This is a genomic window from Streptomyces sp. NRRL S-118 (assembly GCF_000716335.1).
Classification (GTDB): Bacteria; Actinomycetota; Actinomycetes; order Streptomycetales; family Streptomycetaceae; genus Streptomyces.
In genome coordinates this window covers 89330-112824 of record NZ_KL591006.1, presented here as the reverse complement: position 1 = coordinate 112824, position 23495 = coordinate 89330, and the positions used below count along the sequence as shown (strand labels likewise).

At 74.3% G+C, this 23495-nt stretch carries 23 protein-coding genes and 1 pseudogene; 15 read left to right on the top strand and 9 right to left on the bottom strand.

Annotated elements, in window-relative coordinates:
* Nucleotides 1-8: 8 nt before the first annotated feature.
* A complete protein-coding gene (locus IH00_RS0113305; protein ID WP_031073038.1) occupies nt 9-518 on the top strand; it encodes an EF-hand domain-containing protein in 510 nt (169 codons plus the stop codon).
* A gap of 93 nt (nt 519-611) precedes the next feature.
* Here the strand turns inward: IH00_RS0113305 and IH00_RS0113300 are convergent, their stop codons facing one another.
* Nucleotides 612-2120: a class I adenylate-forming enzyme family protein gene (locus IH00_RS0113300; RefSeq protein WP_031073037.1), complete on the bottom strand. Its 1509-nt coding sequence runs from the start codon at nt 2118-2120 to the stop codon at nt 612-614.
* A 122-nt stretch (nt 2121-2242) separates the two neighbouring features.
* Between IH00_RS0113300 and IH00_RS0113295 the strand changes: the two genes are divergently transcribed.
* The 4 genes from IH00_RS0113295 (at nt 2243) to IH00_RS0113280 (ending at nt 6495) form a co-directional block, all read left to right on the top strand.
* Nucleotides 2243-3433 (top strand): amidohydrolase family protein, encoded by a 1191-nt coding sequence (locus IH00_RS0113295; RefSeq protein ID WP_031073034.1) that lies wholly within the window; start codon nt 2243-2245, stop codon nt 3431-3433.
* The gene (locus IH00_RS0113290; protein ID WP_031073031.1) at nt 3433-4566 is read left to right on the top strand and encodes an acyl-CoA dehydrogenase family protein; all 1134 of its coding nucleotides are present in this window, start codon (nt 3433-3435) and stop codon (nt 4564-4566) included. Before IH00_RS0113295 ends, IH00_RS0113290 begins: the two co-directional genes overlap by 1 nt.
* 8 nt (nt 4567-4574) lie before the next feature.
* Nucleotides 4575-5690 (top strand): acyl-CoA dehydrogenase family protein, encoded by a 1116-nt coding sequence (locus tag IH00_RS0113285; RefSeq protein ID WP_031073029.1) that lies wholly within the window; start codon nt 4575-4577, stop codon nt 5688-5690.
* 331 nt (nt 5691-6021) lie between these two features.
* Nucleotides 6022-6495, top strand: coding sequence for an ATP-binding protein (locus IH00_RS0113280; RefSeq protein WP_031073026.1), 474 nt, complete (start codon nt 6022-6024; stop codon nt 6493-6495).
* A 195-nt stretch (nt 6496-6690) separates the two neighbouring features.
* Here the strand turns inward: IH00_RS0113280 and IH00_RS0113275 are convergent, their stop codons facing one another.
* Complete coding sequence (locus IH00_RS0113275; protein ID WP_031073024.1) at nt 6691-7617, bottom strand: cyclase family protein; 927 nt, start codon at nt 7615-7617, stop codon at nt 6691-6693.
* An 89-nt stretch (nt 7618-7706) separates the two neighbouring features.
* Between IH00_RS0113275 and IH00_RS0113270 the strand changes: the two genes are divergently transcribed.
* Genes IH00_RS0113270 through IH00_RS40185 form a run of 4 tightly spaced genes read left to right on the top strand, consistent with a single transcriptional unit; the run spans nt 7707 to nt 12179 of the window.
* A complete protein-coding gene (locus tag IH00_RS0113270; RefSeq protein WP_031073022.1) occupies nt 7707-8618 on the top strand; it encodes an SDR family oxidoreductase in 912 nt (303 codons plus the stop codon).
* 13 nt (nt 8619-8631) lie between these two features.
* A complete protein-coding gene (locus tag IH00_RS0113265) occupies nt 8632-9795 on the top strand; it encodes an acyl-CoA dehydrogenase family protein (RefSeq protein ID WP_031073020.1) in 1164 nt (387 codons plus the stop codon).
* Nucleotides 9792-10874 (top strand): Zn-dependent alcohol dehydrogenase, encoded by a 1083-nt coding sequence (locus IH00_RS0113260; RefSeq protein WP_031073018.1) that lies wholly within the window; start codon nt 9792-9794, stop codon nt 10872-10874. Before IH00_RS0113265 ends, IH00_RS0113260 begins: the two co-directional genes overlap by 4 nt.
* Before the next feature lie 51 nt (nt 10875-10925).
* Nucleotides 10926-12179, top strand: coding sequence for an MFS transporter (locus IH00_RS40185; RefSeq protein WP_078887725.1), 1254 nt, complete (start codon nt 10926-10928; stop codon nt 12177-12179).
* Here the strand turns inward: IH00_RS40185 and IH00_RS0113250 are convergent.
* A complete protein-coding gene (locus IH00_RS0113250; RefSeq protein ID WP_052411369.1) occupies nt 12081-13136 on the bottom strand; it encodes a GlxA family transcriptional regulator in 1056 nt (351 codons plus the stop codon). The genes IH00_RS40185 and IH00_RS0113250 overlap by 99 nt on opposite strands.
* 71 nt (nt 13137-13207) lie before the next feature.
* Here IH00_RS0113250 and IH00_RS0113245 point away from each other — a divergent pair, with 71 nt between their 5' ends.
* Nucleotides 13208-14524, top strand: a complete 1317-nt coding sequence (locus IH00_RS0113245) for an MFS transporter (RefSeq protein ID WP_420710872.1) — start codon at nt 13208-13210, stop codon at nt 14522-14524.
* Nucleotides 14525-14543: 19 nt separating this feature from the next.
* Here the strand turns inward: IH00_RS0113245 and IH00_RS0113240 are convergent, their stop codons facing one another.
* Genes IH00_RS0113240 through IH00_RS0113230 form a run of 3 tightly spaced genes read right to left on the bottom strand, consistent with a single transcriptional unit; the run spans nt 14544 to nt 18155 of the window.
* Entirely contained in the window at nt 14544-15125 is a 582-nt protein-coding gene (locus tag IH00_RS0113240) for a flavin reductase family protein (protein ID WP_031073011.1), read from the bottom strand.
* Between the two features lie 19 nt (nt 15126-15144).
* Nucleotides 15145-15936: an enoyl-CoA hydratase/isomerase family protein gene (locus tag IH00_RS0113235; protein WP_420710871.1), complete on the bottom strand. Its 792-nt coding sequence runs from the start codon at nt 15934-15936 to the stop codon at nt 15145-15147.
* A complete protein-coding gene (locus tag IH00_RS0113230; protein ID WP_031073009.1) occupies nt 15933-18155 on the bottom strand; it encodes an acetate--CoA ligase family protein in 2223 nt (740 codons plus the stop codon). The genes IH00_RS0113235 and IH00_RS0113230 overlap by 4 nt, the downstream gene beginning before the upstream one ends.
* 197 nt (nt 18156-18352) lie before the next feature.
* On the opposite strand from IH00_RS0113230, the gene IH00_RS0113225 reads away from it, so the two are divergent.
* On the top strand, nt 18353-19711 hold the full coding sequence (locus IH00_RS0113225) for a COG1361 family protein (protein ID WP_031073007.1): 1359 nt from the start codon (nt 18353-18355) through the stop codon (nt 19709-19711).
* Nucleotides 19712-19899: 188 nt separating this feature from the next.
* Nucleotides 19900-20358 (top strand): Zn-ribbon domain-containing OB-fold protein, encoded by a 459-nt coding sequence (locus tag IH00_RS0113220; protein WP_107064457.1) that lies wholly within the window; start codon nt 19900-19902, stop codon nt 20356-20358.
* On the opposite strand, the gene IH00_RS0113215 is transcribed toward IH00_RS0113220, so the two are convergent.
* A complete protein-coding gene (locus tag IH00_RS0113215) occupies nt 20321-20626 on the bottom strand; it encodes a hypothetical protein (RefSeq protein WP_031073003.1) in 306 nt (101 codons plus the stop codon). The two genes, IH00_RS0113220 and IH00_RS0113215, sit on opposite strands and share 38 nt — an antisense overlap.
* Nucleotides 20627-20714: 88 nt before the next feature.
* On the opposite strand from IH00_RS0113215, the gene IH00_RS0113210 reads away from it, so the two are divergent.
* Nucleotides 20715-21485 (top strand): class I SAM-dependent methyltransferase, encoded by a 771-nt coding sequence (locus IH00_RS0113210; protein WP_031073001.1) that lies wholly within the window; start codon nt 20715-20717, stop codon nt 21483-21485.
* Between the two features lie 6 nt (nt 21486-21491).
* Here the strand turns inward: IH00_RS0113210 and IH00_RS0113205 are convergent, their stop codons facing one another.
* A complete protein-coding gene (locus tag IH00_RS0113205) occupies nt 21492-21902 on the bottom strand; it encodes a hypothetical protein (RefSeq protein ID WP_031073000.1) in 411 nt (136 codons plus the stop codon).
* Between the two features lie 84 nt (nt 21903-21986).
* Between IH00_RS0113205 and IH00_RS0113200 the strand changes: the two genes are divergently transcribed.
* Both IH00_RS0113200 and IH00_RS0113195 read left to right on the top strand, forming a co-directional pair.
* The gene (locus IH00_RS0113200; RefSeq protein ID WP_234334842.1) at nt 21987-22802 is read left to right on the top strand and encodes a helix-turn-helix domain-containing protein; all 816 of its coding nucleotides are present in this window, start codon (nt 21987-21989) and stop codon (nt 22800-22802) included.
* On the top strand, nt 22799-23041 hold the full coding sequence (locus IH00_RS0113195; protein WP_031072997.1) for a DUF397 domain-containing protein: 243 nt from the start codon (nt 22799-22801) through the stop codon (nt 23039-23041). Before IH00_RS0113200 ends, IH00_RS0113195 begins: the two co-directional genes overlap by 4 nt.
* 2 nt (nt 23042-23043) lie before the next feature.
* Here IH00_RS0113195 and IH00_RS44025 read toward each other — a convergent pair.
* Nucleotides 23044-23495 (bottom strand): annotated as a pseudogene (locus IH00_RS44025) (GOLPH3/VPS74 family protein); the annotation flags it as partial.

Genomic DNA, 23495 nt, shown 5'->3' with positions numbered 1-23495 from the left:
TCCCCGTCATGGACGCAGAGGACTTGTACCAGCGCCGGATCGCCGCCCGGTTCGACGCCTTCGACCAGGACGGCAACGGGTATATCTCCCGCGAGGACTTCACCACCGCGGCCTCCCGGCTGCTGGAGGCGTTCGGCACGCCGTTCCGCTCCGACAAGGGCCAGGCCCTGTCGGGCGGCGCCGAGGCCTTCTGGCAGGGCCTGGCCGGCATCGCCGACGTGGACGGCGACCAGCGGGTCACGCGGGGCGAGTTCGTCAACGGCGCCGTCAAGCGGCTGCGCGACAACCCGGAGCGGTTCGCCGAGATCGCCCGCCCCTTCGTCCGTGCCGTACTCGCCGTCGCCGCCCGGGACGGCGACGGCCGCACGGAGGTGGCGGCGCTGGAGCGGGCCCTGTGCGTGCTGGGCGTCGACTCCCACACCGCTGCGCTCGCGGCCGAGTCGCTGGACGTGGACCGCAGCGGATGCGTCGACGAGGAGGAGGCGGTCACCGCCTTCGCCCGCTACTGCATGGCCTAGGGGCCTCGCCCCGGAGCGCTGTTCACGCGGGTCCTGCCGGGCTCCACGAGGGACCCGCGGGAACCGCGCGGCTCGCGGTGATCCGGGGGCGGTTCAGGAGTACCGCTCCCGCAGCCGGTGCTTGAGCACCTTGCGCAGGGTCTCGTTGCGGGGCAGCGCGTCCACCACTTCGAGGCGTTCGGGCAGTTTGTGCACGGAGAGGCCCTGCGCGCGCAGGTGGGCGGTGACGTCCTCCAGGGTGAGCCGCCCGGTGCCGTCCGGCTGCTCCACGACCGCGCACACCAGCTCGCCGCGCGCGGCGTCCGGCAGCCCGATCACCGCCACGTCCCGGATCGCCGGGTGCTTGTGGAGCAGGTCCTCGATCTCGCGGGCGGAGATGTTCTCGCCCTTGCGGATGATGACGTCCTTCAGGCGTCCGGTCAGCACCAGGTGCCCCGACCCGGTGAGGTGCCCGAGGTCGCCGGTCCGCAGGAACCCGTCGGTGTCGAACGCCGCGGCGGTCTGCGCGGGATCGAGGTAGCCCCGGCACACGGCCTCGCCGCGGAGCCGCACCTCCCCGTCGACGATGCGTATCTCCATCCCGGCCGGGGGCCGGCCCTCGGTGGTGGCCAGGTTCTCGTCGGTGTCGTCCGGCGACCCCATGGTGATCATCGGCGCCTCGGTCATGCCGTACCCGTGGGTGAGCCGGCACCCCATTTCCCGTACGACCGCGTGGTACAGCTCCGGCGGCTTGGGCGCGCCGCCGCCCGCCAGCAGCCGCAGCGTGGGGATCAGCTTCCGGCCCGGCGGCAGGGCGCGCTGCGCGGCGAGGAACATCGAGTAGAAGGCGGTGGACCCGCCGGCCGTGGTCACGCCGTGCCTGCGGTACTCGGCCAGCGCGCCGGGCAGGGCGAACACCTCGAAGAGCACGGCCGGGAAGCCGTACAGCAGCAGCATCACGAGGTAGTCCAGCCCGCCGACGTGCGCGAAGGGGAAGGCGATCGAGCCGACGTCGTCCGCGGACAGGCGCAGCGCGTGGGCGAGGCACGCGCCGCCCGCGATGAGCGAGCGGTCGGTGTGCAGGACGCCCTTGGGGTCGGAGGTGGTGCCCGAGGTCCAGTACACCCAGCGGACGTCGGTGCCGGAGGCGGGCGGGGCCGGCAGGACGGACGGGTCGTCGTCCGGGAGGCTCCGGTACGCCTCGAAGACGCCACGCGCGCCGATCCGCCAGGCCATCGCGCCGTGGTCGAAGCCGCGCCACGCGCCCGGCCCGGGTACGGCGAAGAAGGCGGCCCCGGCCTTGCGCAGGGCGAAGCCCACCTCGCGGTCGCGGTGGAAGGGGATCAGCGGGGTCTGCACGGCGCCGAGGCGGGCCAGTGCCACGCACAGCACCACCGTCTCGATCCGGGTGGGCAGCTGCCAGCCGACGACCGTCCCGGGCCGGACGCCCATCCGCCACAGCCCGGCCGCGGTCCGCTCGGCGCGGTCGCGCAGCCCGGCGAAGGTGAGGGTGCGGCCGCCCTGGAGGAGGACGGGCCGGTCGGGGGTGAGGTGCGCACGGCGTTCGACGAGCTCCCACAGGGTCGTGGAGGCGTCCAGGGTGTGCGGGGTCTCCGGCGGCACGGCGCCCTCCTCGGCTGACGGACTGTCAGGTCGGTGCGGTGAGCGTAGGGCGGTGCGCCTTGTCGGTCCAGGGGGCCGGGGCTAGGCTCGCATCTGACGGGTCATCAGAAACGGGAGGCGTCATGCCGGACCTGCCCCGGATCATCAGCGTCGACGACCACGTGATCGAGCCGCCCCACCTCTTCGAGACCTGGCTGCCCGCGAAGTACCGCGACCGCGGTCCGAAGCCGCTCACGGCCGGCATCGGCGAGCTCGCCTACGTCGGCGGCGCGTACCGCATCACGATGGACCCGGACGGCCCGCCCGCGGACTGGTGGATCTACGAGGACCTGCAGTTCCCGTACAAGCGCAACATCGCCGCCGTCGGCTTCGACCGCGACGAGATGACCCTCGAAGGGATCACCCGCGAGGAGATGCGGCGCGGCTGCTGGGACCCGAAGGCGCGGCTGGAGGACATGGACCTCAACCACGTCGAGGCGTCCCTGTGCTTCCCCACCTTCCCCCGGTTCTGCGGCCAGACCTTCGCCGAGGCCAAGGACAAGGAGGTCGCCCTGGCCTGCGTCCGCGCGTACAACGACTGGATGGTGGAGGAGTGGTGCGGTGACAGCGGCGGCCGGCTGATCCCGCTCTGTCTCATCCCCCTCTGGGACATCGGCCTCGCGGTCGCGGAGGTCCGGCGCAACGCCGCCCGCGGTGTGCGGGCGGTGACCTTCTCCGAGATCCCCACGTACCTGGGACTGCCCTCCATCCACTCCGGCCACTGGGACCCCTTCTTCGCGGTGTGCGAGGAGACCGGGACGGTCGTCAACATGCACATCGGGTCGTCCTCGCAGATGCCGGCGGCCTCCCCGGACGCCCCGCCCGCCGTGCAGGCGTCGCTCAGCTTCAACAACGCCATGGCGTCGATGATGGACTTCCTCTTCAGCGGCGTCCTGGTGAGGTTCCCGCGCCTGAAGCTCGCCTACAGCGAAGGCCAGATGGGCTGGATCCCCTACGCCCTGGAGCGCGCCGACGACGTGTGGGAGGAGCACCGCGCCTGGGGCGGGGTGCGCGACCTGGTGCCCGAACCGCCCTCCACGTACTACTACCGGCAGGTCTTCTGCTGCTTCTTCCGCGACAAGCACGGCATCGCGTCCCTCGACGTCGTGGGCCGGGACAACGCCACCTTCGAGACCGACTACCCGCACGTCGACTCCACCTTCCCGCACACCAAGGAGGTCGCCCTCGACCACGTCGCGGGCCTCGACGACGAGACCGTCCACAAACTGATGCGCGGCAACGCCATCCGCATGCTGGGCCTGGACCTCGACTGATGGACCTGGCGTACGGCGAGGCCGAGGAGGACTTCCGGCGCCGGCTGCGGCAGTGGCTCGCCGGCGCCCTGCCGGCCCTGCCGCCGAAGCCCGCCCCCGACGACTGGCCGGCCCGGCGGGCGTACGACACCGGCTGGCAGCGCATGCTGTACGACGCCGGGTACGCGGACGTCCACTGGGAGGCCTCCCCGACCCTGCGCCTGATCTTCCTGGAGGAGACCGAGCTCGCCGGCGCGCCGTACGTGGGCGCCAACTTCGTCGGGCTGCTGCACGCCGGGCCGACGATCGCGGCGGAGGGCACGGCCGCGCAGCGCGAACGGTGGCTCGAACCGATCCTGCGGGGCGACGAGGTGTGGTGCCAGGGCTTCAGCGAGCCCGGCGCGGGCTCCGACCTGGCGTCCTTGCGCACGCGCGCGCGGCGGGACGGCGACGCGTACGTGGTGACCGGCAGCAAGATCTGGACCTCGCACGCGGAGGTCGCCGACTGGTGCGAGCTGCTGGTACGGACGGACCCGGGCGCTCCCCGGCACCGCGGCATCAGCTGGCTCGCCCTGCCCATGGACGCCCCCGGGGTGACGGTGCGGCCGCTGCGCACGCTCGCCGGGCCGGCGGAGTTCGCGGAGGTGTTCCTGGACGAGGTGCGGGTGCCCGTGGCCAACCGGGTGGGGGAGGAGAACGACGGCTGGCGGGTCACCCTGGTCACGCTCTCGTACGAGCGGGGCACCGCCTTCGCGGGCGAGGTCGTCGCCTGCCGCCGGGTGCTCGGCGAGCTGGCCCGCGAGGCCCGCGGGAACGGCCGCTGGGACGACGACGCGCTGCGGCGCCGGCTCGGACGGCTGGCCGCCGAGTTCCGCGCGCTGTGGCGGCTGACGCAGTGGAACGTCAGCGAGGCGGAGGCGACCGGCGCGGTGCCCGGCACCGGCGGCTCCGTGTTCAAGCTGCGCTACTCGCACGCCCGGCAGGAGCTGTACGACGCGGCGGCCGAGGTGCTGGGGCCCGGCTGCCTGGACCTGGACGGCGCCTGGACGGCGGACCGGCTCTCCTCGCTCTCGTACACCATCGCCGCCGGCACCTCGCAGATCCAGCGGAACATCGTCGCCGAGCGGATCCTCGGCCTCCCGAAGGGCAGGTGACCGGTGCCGTGCGCTTCCGGCTGACGGACGACCAGCGGGCCCTGCGGCGCGGTGTGCGCGAGGTGCTGGAGAGGCGGTTCGCGAGGGACGCGCTGCGGGCGGCGGTGGACGGCGGGACGCTCGACCGCGGCCTGTGGCGGGAGCTCGGGCGGGCCGGGTTCTTCGCGCTGCGGCTGCCGGAGGCGGACGGCGGGGCCGGGCTCGGGCTGCCGGAGGCGGTGCTGGCCTTCGAGGAGGCCGGGCGGGTGCTGCTGCCCGGACCGCTGGTGGCGACGCACCTGGCGGCGGGCCGGATCCCGGGCGCGGCGCGGGGCGAGGTGGTCGTCACGGCCGTGACCGGGAGGCTGGTGGAGTGGCTGGACGCCGCGGACGTCGTCGAGGGCGACGCCACGGGGGCCGAGCCGGTCCGCTCGGTGGACCCGCTGACGCCGCTCCACCGCCTCCCTGCGGACCGCCCGGAGGCGGCGGGCGCGAATCGTGCGGCGGATGTGGCGGATGGGGTGCAGGTGACGGGCGGGGCTCAGGCGGTGGATGGGGCGGAGGTGACGAGCGTGATGCACGCTGCGGGTGGGGCGAAGGTGACGAGCGTGACGCACGCCGCGGGTGGGGCGGAGGTGACGGGCGTGGCTCAGGCGGTGAAGGCGGCTTGTGCGGCGGGCGCGACGGGCGCGGCGGATGGGGCCCACGCGGCTCACCTGGCCGCCGTGCTGCTGACGGCCGCCGAGCAGCTCGGCAGCGCGGGGCGGACGACCGAGCTGGCGGCGCGGTACGCGTGCGTCCGGGAGCAGTTCGGGTCGCCCATCGGGGCCTTCCAGGCGGTCAAGCACCTGTGCGCCGACATGCTGGTGCGGGTCGAGGTGGCCCGCGCCGCGGTGTACGCCGCGGCCGTCACCGGCGACCCGGTGGACGTCGCCGCCGCCAAGCTGCTGGCCGACGAGGCCGCGGTGCGGGGCGCGCGGGACTGTCTCCAGGTGTACGGGGGCATGGGCTTCACCTGGGAGGCCGACGTCCACCTGCACCTCAAGCGGGCGTGGGTGCGGGCGGAGCGCGGGATGACGGCGCGGGTCGCGGAGGAGGTGTGCGCGGCCGCGCTCGGACCGGACGCCGCCGATCACAGCGTGTGACGACGCGTCGATACCGGGTTGTGTCCTTGGGAGCACCCGTCACGGCCCGTCGCGGGCGTCCCGCTCCGGTACTCTCCGTGGGATGCGAGTGCTGACCGGACCGGGGTGTTCCCGCGCTGAAGCGCGCCCCTGTTCGACTCTCCGCAACGTGCGTCGCACAGTATGCCCCAGGCGTACTCCCTTGCGCTGGAATATGCCCGAAGCGCTTGTTGCGGTGACTGTACGTCAACCATGCTGTCCCACAGGGAAATCACGTTCAGTGACGACTGTTTCGGCTGTGGTCGCTGTGAGGCGCGAGGCGATGTGTCCGCCGGTTCGGATGGTGTGAGCGGTGCAGGTGCTTCAGGTTCAGTTGGAAATCGGCCCGGACCCCGCGGAGGTGGGGCGCGCCCGTAGATGGGCGCGGTCGCGTCTCGCCGGCTCCGGGATAGGGGAGGACGAGCCCCTGGCCGAGACGCTGGTGCTGCTCATCTCGGAGCTCGTCACCAACGCCGTCGTGCACACGGGCTGTCCGGCCGTGCTGCGGATGCTCTTCGGGGCGGGCGCCGCCGAGGCGGGGACGGTGCGGGTGGAGGTCGCCGACCGCAGTGCCCGCGCGCCGCAGCCCCGGCACGCGGCCGGGGACGACACCAACGGGCGGGGCCTGGAGCTCGTCGACGGGCTCGCCGACCGGTGGGGCTGGGTGCGCGAGGGCGCCGGCAAGAGCATCTGGTGCGAGGTGGACCGGGGCGCACCCGTCATGACGCGGGCGGCGCGCGAGCCTGGGGCGTACGAGCCGTCGTGCGCTGTCACCCATCGGCTGTGATCGAACCGCCCCCCTGACGGGGTGTTGACGTGCCGTGGCCGGTTGATCACCCTTGGATCAGCGATTCGTGGCGAGGGGACGCCGAGGGCTTGACGCCCTCGGCGAGTGCGGGTCGCGGCGGTGGCGGCCCGCCGTGCCGTGCTCGGGGCGCGCATGAGTGCGCGCCGCCACCTCCTTCCACACCTGTCCCACGACTCACAGGACGGCGACCGGGGCGACCGGTGTCCCCGTACCGCCCACGAACGGCTCGGGCATCGCGGCCAGCAGGAAGGCGTACCGCCCGCTCCGTGCACAGGCTGTGGACAACTCCTCGAGGTTCCAGTTCTGCCCCTGGAGCATGCCCATCTCGACCAGGTGCAGGGCGTGGACCGGCAGCCACAGCCCCTCGACCTCGGGCGGGAAGATCTCGAAGGTGAGCGTGTCGTTGGCGACGGCCGCCACGTCGTGCGCGTGGAACCACTCGGGCGTACGGACCGACAGGCCGGGCGACGGATACCCGTACGCGTGCCGGTCGCCCGCGAGGTACACCCCTACCTGTCCCGTCCGGACGAGCACGACATCGCCCGCGCGCACGTCCACCCCGCCGAACTCCGCGGCCTCGTCCAGGTCTTCCGGCGTGACCGCATGGCCCCCGGGCAGCCGCTCCACCCCTCGCGCGCGGGCGACGTCCAGCAGCACCCCGCGCGAGACCACGTGCCGGGCCCTGTCGATGCCGCAGTAGGCGCTGCGGCCGTGCGGGGTGATGGAGGCGGCGGGGCGGCCGTTGTAGATCCGGCCGGAGTGCGACACATGGGTCAGGGCGTCCCAGTGGGTGGCCGCCTGGAGCCCCATGGTGACGACGTCGTCGCTGGTGGCGACCGTGCCCGGCCCGAACAGCTCCTGGTTGACCTGGACCATCGCGTGCAGCGGGTTCACACGGCCCGGGACGAGCCCGGTCTGCACGCCGTCGTGGCGCAGGTCCAGCGCGAGCGGGACCCGCAGTCCGGTGCGCACGGTCGCGACGGCCCCGCGGACGACCTCGTCGGTGATCAGGTTCAGCGTGCCCCGCTCGTCGTCGGCGCCCCAGCGGCCCCAGTTGTTGACGCGCCCGGCGATGTCGTGGAAGACGGCCGGCAGTGACATGGGGCCTCCCCAGGGCTTGTGCTCGCGCATCTGACGGACCGTAGAATCTAACGATCCGTCAGATACGGCTGGCGCGGGAAGGGGACGGCATGGGGAACTTCTTGACGGGCAAGGTCATCGCCGTGACCGGCGCCGGGCGGGGCATCGGCCGTGCCGTCGCCCTCGCCTGCGCCGCCGAGGGTGCCCGGGTCGTCGTCAACGACCACGGCGTCTCCGTCGCGGGCGCGGAGCCCACGTCCGAGGTCGCGGCCGCCGTCGTCAAGGAGATCGCCGCGGCCGGCGGGGAAGCGGTCGCGGTCGCCGACGACATCTCCACCATGGCGGGCGGGCAGCGCGTCGTGGACACCGCCCTCGCCGCGTACGGGCGCGTCGACGGGGTGGTGTGCGTCGCCGGCATCCTGCGCGAGCGGATGCTGTTCAACATGTCGGAGGAGGAGTGGGACGCGGTCGTCGGCACCCACCTCAAGGGCACGTTCACCGTCTTCCGTGCCGCCTCCGCCGTCATGCGCGCCCAGGGCGGCGGCACGCTCATCGGATTCACCAGCGGCAACCACCAGGGCTCCGTCGCCCAGGCCAACTACTCCGCCGCCAAGGGCGGCATCATCTCCCTGGTGCGCAGCGCCGCGCTGGGGCTGCACAAGTACGGCGTCACCGCCAACGCCGTCGCCCCCGTCGCCCGGACGCGCATGTCCGCGGGCGTCCCCATGGAGCTCAAGGAGATCGGCGAACCCGAGGACGTCGCCGCGCTCGTCGTCTACCTCCTCTCCGACCGGGCGCGCGCCGACAAGGTGACCGGGCAGGTGTACACGATCGCCGGACCCAAGATCGCGGTGTGGGCCCAGCCGCGGGAGCTGCGCGCCGCCTACGCGGAGACGCCCTGGACCCCGGAGCGGATCGCCGAGTTCCTGCCGGGGACCGTGGGCACCGACCCGATGCCCCTGCTGGAACGGCTGGAGGAGATGGCCAGGGCGGCGGCCTCCTCGGCCCGGCCGAACGCGTAGGGGAGCGGCGGTCGTGGACTTCGCGTTCGGGGCGGAGGACGAGTCCTTCCGGGGTGTCGCGCGGGAGTGGCTCGCGCGGGAGTGGCGCGCGCGGCACCGGACCGGCGGCGAGCCCGGCGACGGCGGCCGGGCCTGGGAGCGGACGCTCGGCGCGGGCGGCTGGATCGGCCTCGGCTGGGGCACGGCGGCGTACGGCAACCGGTGCGCCACGCTCACCCAGCAGGTCGTGTGGGCCGAGGAGTACGCCCGCGCGGGCGCGCCCGGCCGGATCGGCCACATCGGCGAGAAGCTCCTCGCCCCGACCCTGCTCGCCCACGGCGACGAGGACCAGCAGGCCCGGTTCCTGCCCGGCATCGCGCGCGGCGAGGAGGTGTGGTGCCAGGGCTACAGCGAGCCGGACGCGGGTTCCGACCTCGCCGCCCTGCGCACCCGCGCCGTGCGCGACGGCACCACGTACCGGATCAGCGGACGGAAGATCTGGACCTCGCTGGCCCACCAGGCCGACTGGTGCTTCGTCCTGGCCAGGACGGGGGAGGGCACGCGGCGCCACCACGGGCTGTCGTTCCTGCTGGTCCCGATGGACCAGCCCGGCCGGATCGAGGTGCGGCCCATCCGCCAGATGACCGGGACGAGCGAGTTCAACGAGGTGCTCTTCGACGGGGCGGTCGCCCGCGCCCGCGACCTCGTCGGCGGCGAGGGCCACGGCTGGCGCGTCGCCCTGGGCCTGCTCGCGGTGGAGCGCGGGGTGTCGACCCTCGCCCAGCAGATCGGGTTCGAGGCGGAGCTGCGCCGCGTGGTGCGGCTGGCCGTCGACAGCGGCGCCCTCGCCGCCGACCCCATCCTCCGGGACCGCCTCGTACGGCAGTGGGCCGAGCTGCGCACCATGCGGTGGCACGCCCTGCGGACGCTGGGGGGCGCCGCCGACGCGGGGGCGCCGAGTGTGGCCAAGCTGCTGTGGGGGCGGTGGCACCGGCGGCTCGGCGAGCTGGCCCTGCAAGTGCGGGGCGCGGCGGGAGCGACGGGTCCGGGGGCCTGGTCGCCGGACGCGTACGAACTGGACGACCTGCAGCGCTCGTTCCTGTTCAGCCGGGCCGACACCATCTACGGCGGTTCGGACGAGATCCAGCGCGGCATCATCGCCGAGCGCGTGCTCGGCCTGCCGAGGGAGCCGGGATGAAGGGTGTCGTGTTCGACGGCGAGCGGGCGCGGGTCGTCGACGACCTGGTCGTCCGGGACCCGGGGCCGGGCGAGGTCCTGGTGGCGGTCGCGGCGGCCGGGCTGTGCCACAGTGACCTGTCGGTGATCGACGGGACGATCCCGTTCCCGGTGCCCGTGGTGCTGGGCCACGAGGGCGCGGGCGTCGTCGAGGCCGTCGGGGCCGGGGTGACGCACGTGACGCCCGGTGACCACGTCGCCCTGTCGACGCTCGCCAACTGCGGGGCGTGCGCGGACTGCGACCGGGGACGGCCGACGATGTGCCGCAGCGCGATCGGGCGGCCGGGCACACCGTTCACGCGCGGCGACGGGCGGCCGGTGCACCAGTTCGCGTCGACCTCCGCCTTCGCCGAGCGCACCGTCGTCCGCGCCGTCCAGGCGGTGCGGATCCCGCCGTCCCTCCCCCTCACCTCGGCCGCGCTCATCGGCTGCGGCGTCCTCACGGGCGTCGGCGCCGTACTGAACCGCGCCCGCGTCCGGTACGGCGACACCGTCGTCGTCATCGGCGCCGGCGGCATCGGGCTCAACGTCCTGCAGGGCGCACGGCTCGCCGCCGCCTCCGTGATCGTCGCCGTGGACGCCAACCCCGCGAAGGACGCGGTGGCCCGGCGCTTCGGCGCCACGCACTTCCTCACGGACACCGCCGCCGTACGCGACGTCCTGCCCACCGGTGCCGATCACGTCTTCGAATGCGTGGGCCGCACCGGCCTGGTCCGCACGGCCGTCGGCCTGCTCGACCGGCACGGCCAGGCCGTCCTGCTCGGCATGACCGCCCCCACCGCCGAGGCCGCCTTCCCGCCCGCCTCGCTGTTCCTCGACAAGTCCATCCTGGGCTGCCGCTACGGCAGTTCGCGGCCGCAGCACGACATCCCGCGCTACGCCCGGCTGTACGAGGAGGGCAGGCTGCTGCTCGACGAGCTGGTCACCGCGGTCCACCCGGTCGAGGACTTCGCCAGGGCGGCGGACGACGCCCACCACGGGCGGGTGGCGCGCGGCGTGCTGACGATGGGTCCGCGGACGGCCGGGGCCGGGCGGGGCTGACCGGCCGAATCGAGGTGAAGCCGCATCCGGTTCCTGGTTACGGTCGGGCCCATGCCTTACCGTTCCGTGCTCACCCGGCCCGTACTGGCCTGGGGAGCCGTCACCATCGCCGCCCGGCTGCCGGTGGCCATGGCACCGCTCGCCCTGGTGTTCCTGGTCCGCGAGCGGCCGGGCGGCTACAGCCTCGGTGCCGTCCTCGCCGCCGTGTACGTCGTCGGCGAGATACTCGGCGCGCCGGTCTTCGGCACCCGGCTGCGCCCCGAGCGGGCGCGGCCGCAACTGGCGGCGGGGCTCGTGGGCGGCGGGGTGGCGTTCGCGGGGCTCGGCCTGGCGCCCCAGGCACCGCCCGTGGTGCTGGGCGTGCTGGCGTTCGTCGCGGGCGGGGCGCCGGGCGCCGTGTCCGGCGGGATGCGCGCCCTGCTGACCGGCATGGTCCCGGCGGGCGCGGTCGGCCAGGCGATAAGCCTCGAGTCCGTGCTGACCTCCGCCGTCTGGGCCGTCGCACCCGCGCTGACGACCTGGCTGGCGCTGGGGGCCGCGCCGTACGTACCGCTGCTGCTCGCGGGCGGGCTGATGGGCGCGGCCGTCGCCGGGCTGTGGGCGCTGCCCGCCGGGTGGGCCGCCGACGACGGCGACCGGGGAGGCGTGCCCATGCGGCGGCTGCTGGCCCGGGCGTGGCCGGTGTACGTCACCGGCGCGGCGAGCCTGACCCTGCTCGCGCTCGCCGAACTCGTCCTGCCCGCGCTGCTGGAACAGCGCTCCCTCGGCCTCGGCTGGGCGGGGCCGCTGCTGGCCGGCTTCTCCCTCGGGTCGGCGGCCGGGGCGTTCGTGTACGGGCTGCGCGGCTGGCCCGGGCGGCTGGCGGTGCAGAGCGTGGTGCTGCTGCTCGGCGTGTCCGGCTGCGTGGCGCTCGTCGCGCTGCTGCCCTGGACGGGGGCCATCGCGGCGGGTCTGGTCGTGGCGGGCGTGCTCCAGGCGGGCGCGATGGTCACCCGGAACATGCGGCTGCGCGAGGTGCTGCCGGCGAGCGCCCTGGCGGCCGGGTACGCGGTGATGTACGCGGCCATCGGCGCCGGATACGCGGCGAGCGGGACGCTCGCGGGCGGGCTGCTGCGGGTGGTGTCGCCGTCGACCGCGATCCTCGCCGGGGTCGGGCTCACCCTGGTGCTCACCGCGATCGGCGCGGTGGGCGAGCGGCGGCTGGCGTCAGGCGTGCGGGACGCCGCCGGAGACGCCGCCGGGGACACGGTCGGCGCGGAAGGTGCGCCGGTAGACGGTCGGCGGGACCCCGAGCGCAGCCTGTAGGTGCTGGCGCATCGACTGGGCGGTGCCGAAGCCGGCGTCCGCGGCGACCCGGTCCATGGACAGCTCGGTGGACTCCAGCAGGTGGCGGGCCCGTTCGACGCGCTGCCGGGTGAGCCACTGGCCGGGACTGACGCCGACCTCCTCGCGGAAGCGGCGCGTGAAGGTCCGTACGCTCATCGACTCCTGCCGGGCGAGGTCGCGCAGCCGGATCGGCTCGTGGAGCCGGGCCAGCGCCCAGGCGCGGGCGGCGGTCGTCGTCGCGCGCTGCGCCGGCTCGGGCACGGGGCGCTGGATGTACTGGGCCTGGCCGCCGTCGCGGTGCGGCGGTACGACGGTGCGGCGCGCCACCTCGTTGGCGACGGCCGCGCCGTGGTCGCGGCGCACGATGTGCAGGCACAGGTCCACCCCCGCGGCGACGCCGGCGGAGGTCAGGACGTCGCCGTCGTCGACGAACAGGACGCCGGGGTCGACCTCGACGGCGGGGAAGAGCCGCTGGAAGTGCTCCGCGGACGCCCAGTGCGTGGTGGCGGGCCGTCCGTCGAGGTAGCCGGCGGCGGCCAGCACGTACCCGCCGGTGCAGATGGAGACCATGCGGGTGCCGGGGCGGACGTTCCCGAGCGCGGCCCTCAACTCGTCGGTGAGCCGGCCCTCCTCGTACACCGGGCCCAGTTCGTACGAGGCGGGGACGACGACGGTGTCGGCGCCGGCGAGCGCCTCGGGGCCGTGGCGGACGTGGATGTCGAAGTCGGCGTCGGTGCGGACCGGACCCGGGGCGACGCCGCAGGTGACGATCTCGTACAGCGGGTGGCCCTCCGGAGAGGCGGCCCGGCCGAAGATGCGGTGCGGGATGCCGAGTTCGAAGGGCAGCAGACCGGCGAGGGCCAGGATCACCACGCGGTGGGGCCGGCCGGCGGCGGCCCGTGCCGGAGCGGCGGCCTTCCGGGTCCCGTTGTCCATGGCCTGATCCTAGCGAAACCTGTCATCCGGGCCAGTGGTTGAGCGATCACCGTCCCCGGCAGGGTGGTGACGTGGCCCAGACGACTCCCGAACCCGGCGTGCACAGCCCCGGCGCCCCCGCTGCCCCGGCTCCCGGCCGCCGTCCCCGCTTCCACCGCGCGTGGTCCGTCGCGGCCGTCACCTTCGTGACGATCGTCGGCGCCGCCGCCTTCGCCTCCCTGCCCGGCCTGCTCATCGAGCCGCTGCACGAGGAGTTCGACTGGTCGCACGGCACGATCGGCTTCGCCGTGTCGGTCAACCTCGCGCTGTACGGCCTGACGGCACCGTTCGCGGCCGCCCTGATGGACCGCTTCGGCATCCGCCGGGTCGTGGCCGTCGCGCTGACCGTCATCGCGGCCGGCTCGCTGGCCACGGTGTGGATGACCGCGGCGTGGCAGCTCGTGCTGTTCTGGGGCGTCCTGGTGGGGCTCGGCAGCGGCTCGATGGCGCTCGCCTTCGCCGCGACGGTGACGAACCGGTGGTTCGTGGCCCGCCGCGGACTGGTCACCGGCGTCCTCACCGCCGCCGGCGCCTCCGGGCAGCTCGTCTTCCTGCCACTGCTGTCCTGGCTGGTCGAGGACCACGGCTGGCGCCCCGCCGCGGTCACCGTCGCCCTCTCCGCGCTCGCCGTCGTGCCGTTCGTCCGGCTGCTGCTGCGCGACCACCCGGCGGACGTGGGGCTCGCGCCGTACGGCGCCGCCGACGTCGTGCCGAAGCCCGCACCGGTGCCGGGCGCGGCCCGCCGCGCGGTCACGGTCCTCGCGTCGGCGGCCCGCACCGGCCCCTTCTGGCTGCTCGCCGGCACCTTCGCCATCTGCGGCGCCTCGACCAACGGCCTGGTGAAGACCCACTTCGTCCCGGCGGCGCACGACCACGGCATGCCCATCACGGCCGCCGCCTCGCTCCTCGCCGTGATCGGCGTCTTCGACGTGGTCGGCACGGTCGCCTCCGGCTGGTTCACCGACCGCTTCGAGGCCCGGCGTCTGCTGGCCGTGTACTACGCGCTGCGCGGCGTCTCGCTGCTCTTCCTGCCGATGCTGCTCGCGCCGTCCGTGCAGCCGCCCATGGTGTTCTTCATCGTCTTCTACGGCCTGGACTGGGTGGCCACCGTCCCGCCGACGATCGCCCTGTGCCGCGAGCACTACGGCGAGGACAGCGCCATCGTCTTCGGCTGGGTCCTCGCCTCCCACCAGGTGGGCGCCGCGGTGGTGGCCTTCGCGGGCGGCGTCGCGCGCGACCTGTTCGGCTCGTACGACGTGGTCTGGTACGCCTCGGGCGCGCTGTGCGCGGCGGCGGCGCTGATGTCCCTGGTGATCCGCCGCCGCCCGGCCGTCCCGGCCCTGGCCTGACCGCGGTCCCGGGGCGCCGTCACTCCGTGAACCGGCCGAAGCGGCCCCGGTGGAAGAGGAGGGGCTCGCCGTCGTCCCGTGCGCCCAGGGCCGCCACGCGGCCCACCACGATCAGGTGGTCGCCGCCCGTGTGGACCGCCTGGATCGTGCAGTCGACCCAGGCGGGGACGGCGGCGAGGCGCGGTGAACCCGTGGCCGGTGCCGGGTCGTACGGCACCCCCGCGAACTTGTCGGCGCCGCTCACCGCGAACGCCCGGCAGAGGCCCGCCTGGTCCGCGCCGAGGACGTTCACGCAGAAGGCCCCGGCGCGGGCGATGCGCGGCCAGGTCGTCGACGTGCGGGACACCATGAACGCGACGAGCGGCGGGTCGAGCGAGAGGGACGCGAAGGACTGGCAGGCGAATCCGGCGGGCCCGCCGCCCTCCTCGTCGTACGCCGTGACGACCGTGACGCCGGTCGCGAAGTGGCCCAGCACCCGCCGGAAGACGGCCTGGTCGACCGGCAGGCGCTCGTCGTCGCGCACCGCGCGCAGCCTCGGCGGGGGCGCGGCCGTGGTGGGCGCGCCGGCGGAGCTCAGGTACCGGACGGCCGCGGCCGCCATCCCGGCGTGTCCCATCACGTCACTCACCCCTGAAGCGGGGCGTGCGGCGCTCCACGAAGCCCGCCACGCCCTCGTTCGCGTCGTACGTCGTCATGGTGATCTCCTGGGCGGCCGCCTCGGCGGCGAACGCGGTCGCCCGGTCGCCGTCGAGCGAGGCGTTGACCAGCTGCTTGGTGAGCGCGAGGGTGCGGGTCGGCCCCTGCGCGAGGCGCTCCGCCCAGGCGCGGGCCGTCTTCTCCAGGTCGCCGTCCGGCACGACCCGGTTGACCAGGCCGAGGCGTGCGGCGTCCGCCGCGGCCAGCGCGTCGCCGAAGAACATCAGCTCCTTCGCGCGCTGCGGCCCCACCAGGCGGGCCAGCAGGTAGGCGCCGCCGCCGTCCGGTACCAGGCCCCGGCGCACGAACACCTCGATGAACCGCGCCGATTCGGCCGCGAGGACCAGGTCGCACGCGAACGCGAGGTGCGCCCCGAGCCCGGCGGCCGTGCCGTTGACGGCCGCGATCACCGGCTTCTCGCAGTCGAGGACGGCGGCGACGAGGCGCTGCGCCCCGAGCCGGATGGTCCGCGCCACGTCCCCGGCGACGCGCTCCCGGCCCGCCGGCCCCGCACCGCGCAGATCGGCGCCCGCGCAGAAGCCGGGGCCGGTGGCGGTCAGGACGACCGCCCGGACGGCCGGGTCGGCGGAGGCGTCGGCGAGCAGCGCGACGACCCGGTCCCGCTGGACCGGCGTGAGCGCGTTCATCGCCTCCGGGCGGTTGAGGGTGATCCACGTGACGCCGTCGCCGGTGGCGTGCAGCACCGGCCCGGTCACCGGCACACCGCCAGCGCGTCCAGCGCCACCGCGCCCTGGCCGCGCTCCAGCACCATCAGCGGGTTGATGTCCAGCTCCGCCAGGTCGTCGCCCAGCTCCAGCGCCATCCGCTGCACCCGCAGCACCACCTCCACCAGCGCGTCCACGTCCCGGGGCGGCGCCCCGCGGACGCCGTCGAGGAGGGTGCGCCCGCGCAGTTCGCCGAGCATCGCCCGCGCCTGGTCCTCGCCGAAGGGCGGTACGCGCACGGCGGTGTCCCGCAGCACCTCCACCAGCACGCCGCCCAGGCCGACCGTCACCGTCGGGCCGAAGAGCGGGTCGTGCGTCATGCCCACCACCATCTCGACGCCCCGTTCGACCATCTGGCACACCAGCACGCCGTCCAGCGCGACGTCCTCGTAGCGGGCGATGTCGATGAGCTCGCGGTACGCGTCGCGGACCTGGCTCGCGGAGGTCAGCCCGATCTTGACCAGGCCCAGTTCCGTCTTGTGGGCGAGCTGCGGGGCGGACGCCTTCATCACGACCGGGTAGCCGACCTGTCCGGCCGCCCGGACCGCCGCCGCCGCGCTGGTCACCAGCTGCTCGCGCGGTACGCGGATGCCGTACGCGCGCAGGAGCTGCTTCGCCGCGTGCTCGCTCAGGCGGTGGCCCGGGCGCACCAGGGCCTGCGCCTTGCGGTACGAGGGGGACGGTGTGCGCGGCGCCTCGTCGAAGGGCGAGCGGTACGCCCGGGTGAACCGGTGGTGGTCCAGGTACGCCTTGACGGCGGTGACGCAGTTGCCGACCGTACGGAAGGTCGCCACGCGCGAGGAGCCGAGCAGCGTCTCGCGGTAGGCGGGCTCGGTGCCGACCGGCGAGCCCCACACCACGCACACCAGCTTGTCGGTGGTCTCCGCGGCGTCCACCAGGTCCTGCGCCAGCCGGTCGCTCATCGGCGGGAAGGGGCCGGTGATGGGGCAGATCAGCACGCCGACGTCCGGGTCGGCCAGGATCGCGTCGATGATCAGCCGGCCGCGCCGGTCGCCGACCGGGTGGCCGCCGCTGTCGACGGGGTTCGCGACGCTCAGGTCGTCCGGTATCCACCGGTGCAGCTCGTCCTGCCGGGCCCGGGAGAGCGCCGGCAGCGTCAGCCCGGCGGCCGTCGCCAGGTCGGCCACGTGCGCGCCGGTGCCGCCCGAGATCGAGTAGACCACCACGCCGTCGGCGGCCGGCCGGCGCGCCCGCGCCAGGAGGGCGGCGGTGTCCTGGAGTTCGTCCAGCGCGTCCACCCGGACCACGCCGAACTGGCGCATGGCCGCGTCCACCACCTGGTCGGCGCCGGTGAGCTTGCCGGTGTGGGACGCGGCGGTCCGCGCGCCGGTGCCGGTGCGCCCGACCTTCACGGCGACGACCGGCACCCCGCGCCGCGCCGCGCGGTCCGCGGCCAGCAGGAAGGTGCGGCCGTCCTTCAGCCCTTCCAGGTAGCAGGCGACGGCCCCGACCTCGGGCCGCTCGGCGAAGTACGACAGGAAGTCGGCGGTCTCCAGGTCGGCCTCGTTCCCGGTGGGCGCCCAGTGGGAGACGCGGATGCCGAGCTGCTGGAGGGCGTGGAGCGGCCGGCCCTGGTGGCCGGACTGGGTGATCAGCGCGATCGCGGGACCGGGGAGGTCCTCGCGGAACTCCTCGAAGGCGTTGAGGTTGGTGTTCGGCCCCAGCAGCCGCAGCCCGGACCGCTCGGCGGCGGCGGCGAGCCGGGCCTGTGCGGCGGCGCCCGCCGCGCCGGTCTCGGCGTACCCGGAGGCGAAGACGACGGCGAACCTCGCCTTCGCGGCGCCGAGTTCCTCGATCACCGGCAGGGGGTCGGCGACCAGCAGCACGGCGAGGTCGACGGGTTCGGGCAGCCGGGCGACCGACGGCACGCAGTCGAGGCCGAAGACCGACGGGCGGCCGGGGTGGACCGGGTACAGCCGGGCGCCGGCCCGCCCGGCCCAGCCGAGCAGCTGCCGGGTGATGCCGGTGGTGGGCCGTCCCTCCGCGTCCGAGGCGCCGACGACCGCCACGGACTCCGGCCGGAACAGCCGGTCCAGGTCGGGAACGGGTGCGTGGAGGGGGCGGCCGCTGACGTCCAGGTCTCCTTCGCGCGCGGCGGTGCCGTGGACGGCCGCCCCGGGGGCCTGTCCGCAGGCCACCACGCGGGCACGGAGGTCGGTGGTGAGGGTGCCGTGGGTCGATCCAAGCATCGTTCCGCCGCTCCTGCTCGTCGGAGAACATGGCTGACGCTCTGTCAGGTTAGCAAACTGACGGTATGTCAGGAACAGGTGTGCGGCGGCCGTGCAACTTTCACCGGCCCTCGGAGGTCGATCTCGTCGACCCGGGAAACCGGTCCGGAGGGCCGCTCCGGCCGTTGGATCCCGCGCACACCACGAGGGGGAGACCCATGAGAACGCCTTCCGTCAGCCGCCGGGGCCGCGGCGCCGTGCGCTTCGGCGCCGCGTGCGTGGCCGCGGCGGGGCTGGTCACGGTCGCCGCGGCCACCCCGGCCGCCGCCGACAGCGACCAGCTGTGGATCCAGGCCCCGTTCCGCCACACCCTGCCGAAGGCGGCGGACGGCGGCCCGCAGCCTCCGGCGAGCATCCTCGCGCTGGGTCTGTACCACGACAACGACAACTTCACCGTGACCGACGGCCGGCTCACCGTCGACGTCTCCGGGCTGGCCGGCGTGGCCGAGGTGACCTGGCCCGAGAACTGCGCACCGGCCGGCACCACCGCGGTGTGCACCGTCCCGCGGGTGCCGTCGAGCTACACCACGCAGGTGCCGCTCCAGGTCCGGGCCGCGGCCGGCGTGGACGTCGGCGCCACCGGCCGCATCACCTACACCGCGAAGGCCGCCACGACGATGCCGGGCGGCGAGCTGACGGCCGCCGAGGGGTACGAGACCACGATCACGGTCGGCTCCGGACCCGACCTCGTCCTCGACCAGCCCGCCCGTGTGGAGGGGGTGCGGCCGGGGAGCACCGTCCCGGTGCCGTTCTCCGTCGTCAACCGCGGCAACGAGCCGGCGCGCGGCGTCCACGTCACCCTGTACGTGACCCGCGGCCTCGACGTGGGCGCCGTCGCCCCGCAGTGCACCGGCGGCCCGGCCGGCGGGGACGGTCCGGTCCGGCCCGTGACCAAGCTGGAGTGCGCCTTCGACACCGTGGTGGAGCCCGGCGGCACCTTCGCGCTGCCGCAGCCGCTGAACGCCGTGGTGGCGCGGCACGCCCTCTACGAGCGCGTGGACATGGCCGTCGCGCCCGGCGGCGGCGCCGAGGACCTGACGCCGGAGGACAACGGCGCGCTCGTCGAGATCAAGGCGGCCAACACGGCAGACTTCGCGATCCGCGGCGCCCGGGTGAGCGGCGCGGCGGGCCGGACCGTCACCGCGGACCTGACCTTCCGCAACCGCGGCCCGGCCTGGGTGGCGAACCTCGGCGCCGGTGACCCCGTCGCCCGGGTCGACCTCGTCGTGCCCGAAGGGGCGACCGTCACGGGCGTTCCCGCGGACTGCGAGGCCCGCACCCTGCAGGGCGAGTGGTACGACGGCACGACCGGCGCCCCGCGCTACGTGTGCAACCTGCCGATGTGGGTGGCGGAGAAGCAGACCGCGACGTTCCGCTTCCAGTTGCGGATCGACACCGTCGTACCCCGCGCCACCGGTGCGGTCCGGCTGATGCCGTCGTACGGCGACGGGACGCTGTCGTTCGACCCGAACACCGGCAACAACACGGCCGCGCTCGTCCTGAACCCGCGGGCCTGACCGCGGCGGCCCGCTCCCGGGCCCTTGCGCCCGGACCCCCGGCACGCTGAACTGACGTATCGTCAGAAATCGTGAAGGGGGTCCGGCATGCGGAGGATGCGGAGCGTACGGATCGGTGGCGCGGTGACGTGGTGGCCGGCGGGCCGGCGGACCCGGTCCCGCGCCGCCGCGACCGGACGGTGCGGGGCGTGACCGCCGCACCGGACGCCGACGCCTTCACCCGCCCCTACTGGGAGGCCGCCGCCGGGGGCCTGCTCCTGATCAGACGGTGCGGCGCCTGCGGCCGCGCGCACCACTACCCGCGCGAGTTCTGCCCGCGCTGCTGGAGCGAGGACGTCACCTGGGAGCCGGCGAGCGGCCGCGCCACGCTCTACACCTGGTCCGTCGTCCACCGCAACGACCTCGCGCCGTTCTCCGGCCGTACGCCCTACACCGCGGCCGTGGTCGACCTCGCCGAGGGTCCGCGCATGATGACCGAAATCGTGGACTGCGCCGGGGACGCCCTCCGGATCGGCATGGAGCTGGTGGTCGCCTTCCGTACGGAGGGGGAGGGCGGCCTCGCGGTGCCCGTGTTCCGCCCGGCGGGCGCCGCAGCTCCCGGAACCGCGGTCAGCGCTCCAGGTCCGGGTACCCCCAGTCGAGGGTGAGCTTCGCCGCGGGCGCGACCTCGTCCACCGCGAACTTCATGGAGCTCTCGAACTCGGGCTGCCAGAGGTGGAAGCGGGTGATGCTCAGCGGGAAGTCGGTCTCGCCGGAGACGAACGCCACCCCGCCGTCCCATGCGACGCCGAGGTTCACCTGATCCTGGATCCTCTCGTCCCGCATGACCTCGTCGAGGGAGCGCACGACCTCCCGGGCCTGCTGCTCGTCCTGGAGGTCGGTGACGGTGAAGCTGAACGCGATGTTGACGGACATGACTGAAGCGTACGGCGAGGGTCCGACAGCCGGACCACCGTGGGTCCCGCACCTCCGGCCCTCCCGCGCGGAGCGCGACAATGGGCCCATGTCACGCACCTTCGACGACCTGGTGGCCGAGGCCGACGCCGTGTCCGTGGAGGGCTGGGACTTCTCCTGGCTCGACGGCCGCGCCACCGAGCAGCGCCCCTCCTGGGGCTACCAGAGGCTGATGGGCGCACGGCTCGCCGACCCGGCCGTGTCCGCCGCGCTGGACATCCAGACCGGCGGCGGCGAGGTCCTCGCGGGAGCTGAGAAGCTCCCGCCCACCATGGCCGCCACCGAGTCCTGGCCGCCGAACGTCACCAAGGCGACCCGGCTGCTCCACCCGCGCGGGGTGGTCGTCGTCGCCGACCCGGACGAGCCGCCGCTGCCCTTCGCCGACGCGGCCTTCGACCTCGTCACCAGCCGCCACCCGGCCACCGTGTGGTGGACGGAGATCGCCCGGGTCCTCCGGCCCGGCGGCACGTACCTCGCCCAGCACGTGGGGCACTCCAGCGTCTTCGAGCTCGTGGAGTTCTTCCTCGGCCCCCAGCCCGAGGAGATCCGCCGGGCCCGCCACCCCGACGACGAGAGCGCGGACGCCCGCGCCGCCGGTCTGGAGATCGCCGACCTGCGCTTCGAGCGGCTGCGCACCGAGTTCCACGACGTCGGCGCGGTCGTCTACTTCCTGCGCAAGGTCATCTGGATGGTGCCCGGCTTCACCGTCGACGCGTACCGCGACAAGCTGCGCGAGCTGCACGAGCGCATCGAGGCCGAGGGCCCCTTCGTCGCGCACTCCACCCGCTTCCTCGTCGAGGCGCGCAAGCCCGCGATCTGACGCCCCTCACGCCTCGGGCGCCACGTACAGCTGCGCCGCCACCACCTCGTGCAGCAGCTCCACGTCCACGAACTCGCCCTCGACGGGCGCTCCGCAGCGCCACGACAGCGGGTACGTGTTGCCGTCCGGCGCCGGGATCCCCACGTACTGGTCCCGCACGGACGGCCCGAAGCACGTGGCCCCGGGCGGCCAGGTGTGCTCCTTGCTGCTGCCCGGCGGGACGAGGAAGTACGTCCACCGCCCGCCCGCGATCTCCCGCACGACCGGGCCGGGCCGCCCGCCGGTCGCTTCGGCCAGGTGGTGCAGCACGGCCTCACCGCGGACACCGCGCACCCGGATGGCGTCGAAGTGGACGCCCGCCAGGTGGAGTTGCAGCCCTGAGTCCGGGACCCAATCGGGGAGTTTGTTGCTCGTCATGGCTACGAGGATCGTGGCCGTCGCTTAGCGTGACCAGGGGGACACGATCCACTTCGGGGCGGTGTGGGAAGGACGGTGGCGGTTGTGGGGTCGAGTGGGGAGCCCTCGCCGGCGCGGCGGCACGTGGGCGAGCTGGTGAAGAAGTTCCGCGCCATGGCGGACCTGACGCAGAAGGACCTGGCGGACCGGCTCCTGATGTCGGAGTCGCTGGTCGGCGCGTACGAGCGGGCGGAACGCATCCCGACGACGGCGTTCCTCGTCGACGCGGACGCGGCGCTGGGGGCGCAGGGGGTGCTGCGGTCGTGCGTGGAGCTGATGGAGGAGGAGAAGTACTCGCCGAAGTTCCTGAACTGGAAGCGCACGGAAGCGGACGCGGCGAGCATCAGCGCGTACGAGTGCATGGTCGTGCCGGGGTTGTTGCAGACCCCGGCCTATGTGCGGGCGCTGTACGAGACGCGGGTGCCGATGTACGAGCCGGACGAGATCGACCGGCATGTGCAGGCGAGGCTGGAGCGGCAGGAGGTGCTGGACCGCAGGCCCAGGCCGATCGTCAGTTACGTCGTCGAGGAGTCGGTGTTCCAGCGGCCGATCGGTGGGGAGGCGGTACTCAAAGAGCAGTTCCTCCATGTCCTGGAAGCGGTCAGCAGCATGAACCACCTCACCGTGCAGGTGATGCCGACGCAGAGGTCGGTGCATGCGGGGCTGATGGGGTCGTTGAAGCTGCTGAGCACCCGGGAAGGACGAAATCTGGGGTACACGGAGGGGCAGGCCGGGGATACGTTGATCTCGAAACCTGAAGAGGTGAACCAGCTCATTGACCTCTTCGGCGCGCTGCGGGCCCAGGCGCTCACGCCCTGGGAGTCCGTGGAACTGATCGAGAGGATGGCGGCGAAGCTATGACCCCCGGCCTGGTCTGGTTCAAGAGCAGCTACAGCGGCAACACCGGCGGCGAATGCATTGAGGTCGCCTACGGCTGGCACAAGTCCAGCTACAGCGGCAACGAGGGCGACGCGTGCGTCGAGGTCGCCGCCTGCCCGCACGCCGTGCACGTCCGCGACTCCAAGGTCGCCGACGGGCCCACCTTCGCGGTGGGGCCCGCCGCCTGGGCCGCGTTCGTCGCGGGGGCGGCGGGCGCCTGAGGTCACATCACCACGGTGGCGGCCGTCGCCGCGGTGATCGCCAGCAGAGCGGCCTGCATGTTCCGGATCGCCTCACGGACGCCGTCGCCCGCCCACTGGCCTTCGCCGATCTCCGCCATGCGCGTCACGACCTGCTTGCGCGGCAGCTCGGGGAAGGCCAGGCGGTGCAGCTTGGCGGCGTGCAGCAGGGCGATCAGGCCGGATGTGCGGTCGTCCGGCTCCGTGCCCTCCAGGACCACCGACGCGAGGCGCTCGCGCAGATCGCGCTCCACCGAGCCGTCGGCCTCCGGGTAGCGGCGTACCGGGAAGAGCCCGAGCGCCCGGTGGCGCTCCTCGGTGACGAGGCCGCGCTCGCACAGGCTGTCCACCGTGGCCCGTACCGCCGTCGACTGGTCCTTGGTCAGCCAGTCCACCACCTTGCGCCGGCCGTTGCGCCGCGTCCACTCGTCCAGCT

Excerpts from the sequence above, each read along its gene's own strand:
- IH00_RS0113295 (WP_031073034.1), top strand. The coding sequence starts at position 2,243 with ATGCCGGACCTGCCCCGGATCATCAGCGTCGACGACCACGTGATCGAG.
- IH00_RS40185 (WP_078887725.1), top strand. The coding sequence starts at position 10,926 with ATGCCTTACCGTTCCGTGCTCACCCGGCCCGTACTGGCCTGGGGAGCC.
- IH00_RS0113270 (WP_031073022.1), top strand. The coding sequence starts at position 7,707 with ATGGGGAACTTCTTGACGGGCAAGGTCATCGCCGTGACCGGCGCCGGG.
- IH00_RS0113275 (WP_031073024.1), bottom strand. The coding sequence starts at position 7,617 with ATGTCACTGCCGGCCGTCTTCCACGACATCGCCGGGCGCGTCAACAAC.
- IH00_RS0113205 (WP_031073000.1), bottom strand. The coding sequence starts at position 21,902 with ATGACGAGCAACAAACTCCCCGATTGGGTCCCGGACTCAGGGCTGCAA.
- IH00_RS0113240 (WP_031073011.1), bottom strand. The coding sequence starts at position 15,125 with ATGGCGGCCGCGGCCGTCCGGTACCTGAGCTCCGCCGGCGCGCCCACC.
- IH00_RS0113305 (WP_031073038.1), top strand. The coding sequence starts at position 9 with ATGGACGCAGAGGACTTGTACCAGCGCCGGATCGCCGCCCGGTTCGAC.
- IH00_RS0113215 (WP_031073003.1), bottom strand. The coding sequence starts at position 20,626 with ATGTCCGTCAACATCGCGTTCAGCTTCACCGTCACCGACCTCCAGGAC.
- IH00_RS0113195 (WP_031072997.1), top strand. The coding sequence starts at position 22,799 with ATGACCCCCGGCCTGGTCTGGTTCAAGAGCAGCTACAGCGGCAACACC.
- IH00_RS0113250 (WP_052411369.1), bottom strand. The coding sequence starts at position 13,136 with ATGGACAACGGGACCCGGAAGGCCGCCGCTCCGGCACGGGCCGCCGCC.
- IH00_RS0113225 (WP_031073007.1), top strand. The coding sequence starts at position 18,353 with ATGAGAACGCCTTCCGTCAGCCGCCGGGGCCGCGGCGCCGTGCGCTTC.
- IH00_RS0113210 (WP_031073001.1), top strand. The coding sequence starts at position 20,715 with ATGTCACGCACCTTCGACGACCTGGTGGCCGAGGCCGACGCCGTGTCC.
- IH00_RS0113290 (WP_031073031.1), top strand. The coding sequence starts at position 3,433 with ATGGACCTGGCGTACGGCGAGGCCGAGGAGGACTTCCGGCGCCGGCTG.
- IH00_RS0113260 (WP_031073018.1), top strand. The coding sequence starts at position 9,792 with ATGAAGGGTGTCGTGTTCGACGGCGAGCGGGCGCGGGTCGTCGACGAC.
- IH00_RS0113230 (WP_031073009.1), bottom strand. The coding sequence starts at position 18,155 with ATGCTTGGATCGACCCACGGCACCCTCACCACCGACCTCCGTGCCCGC.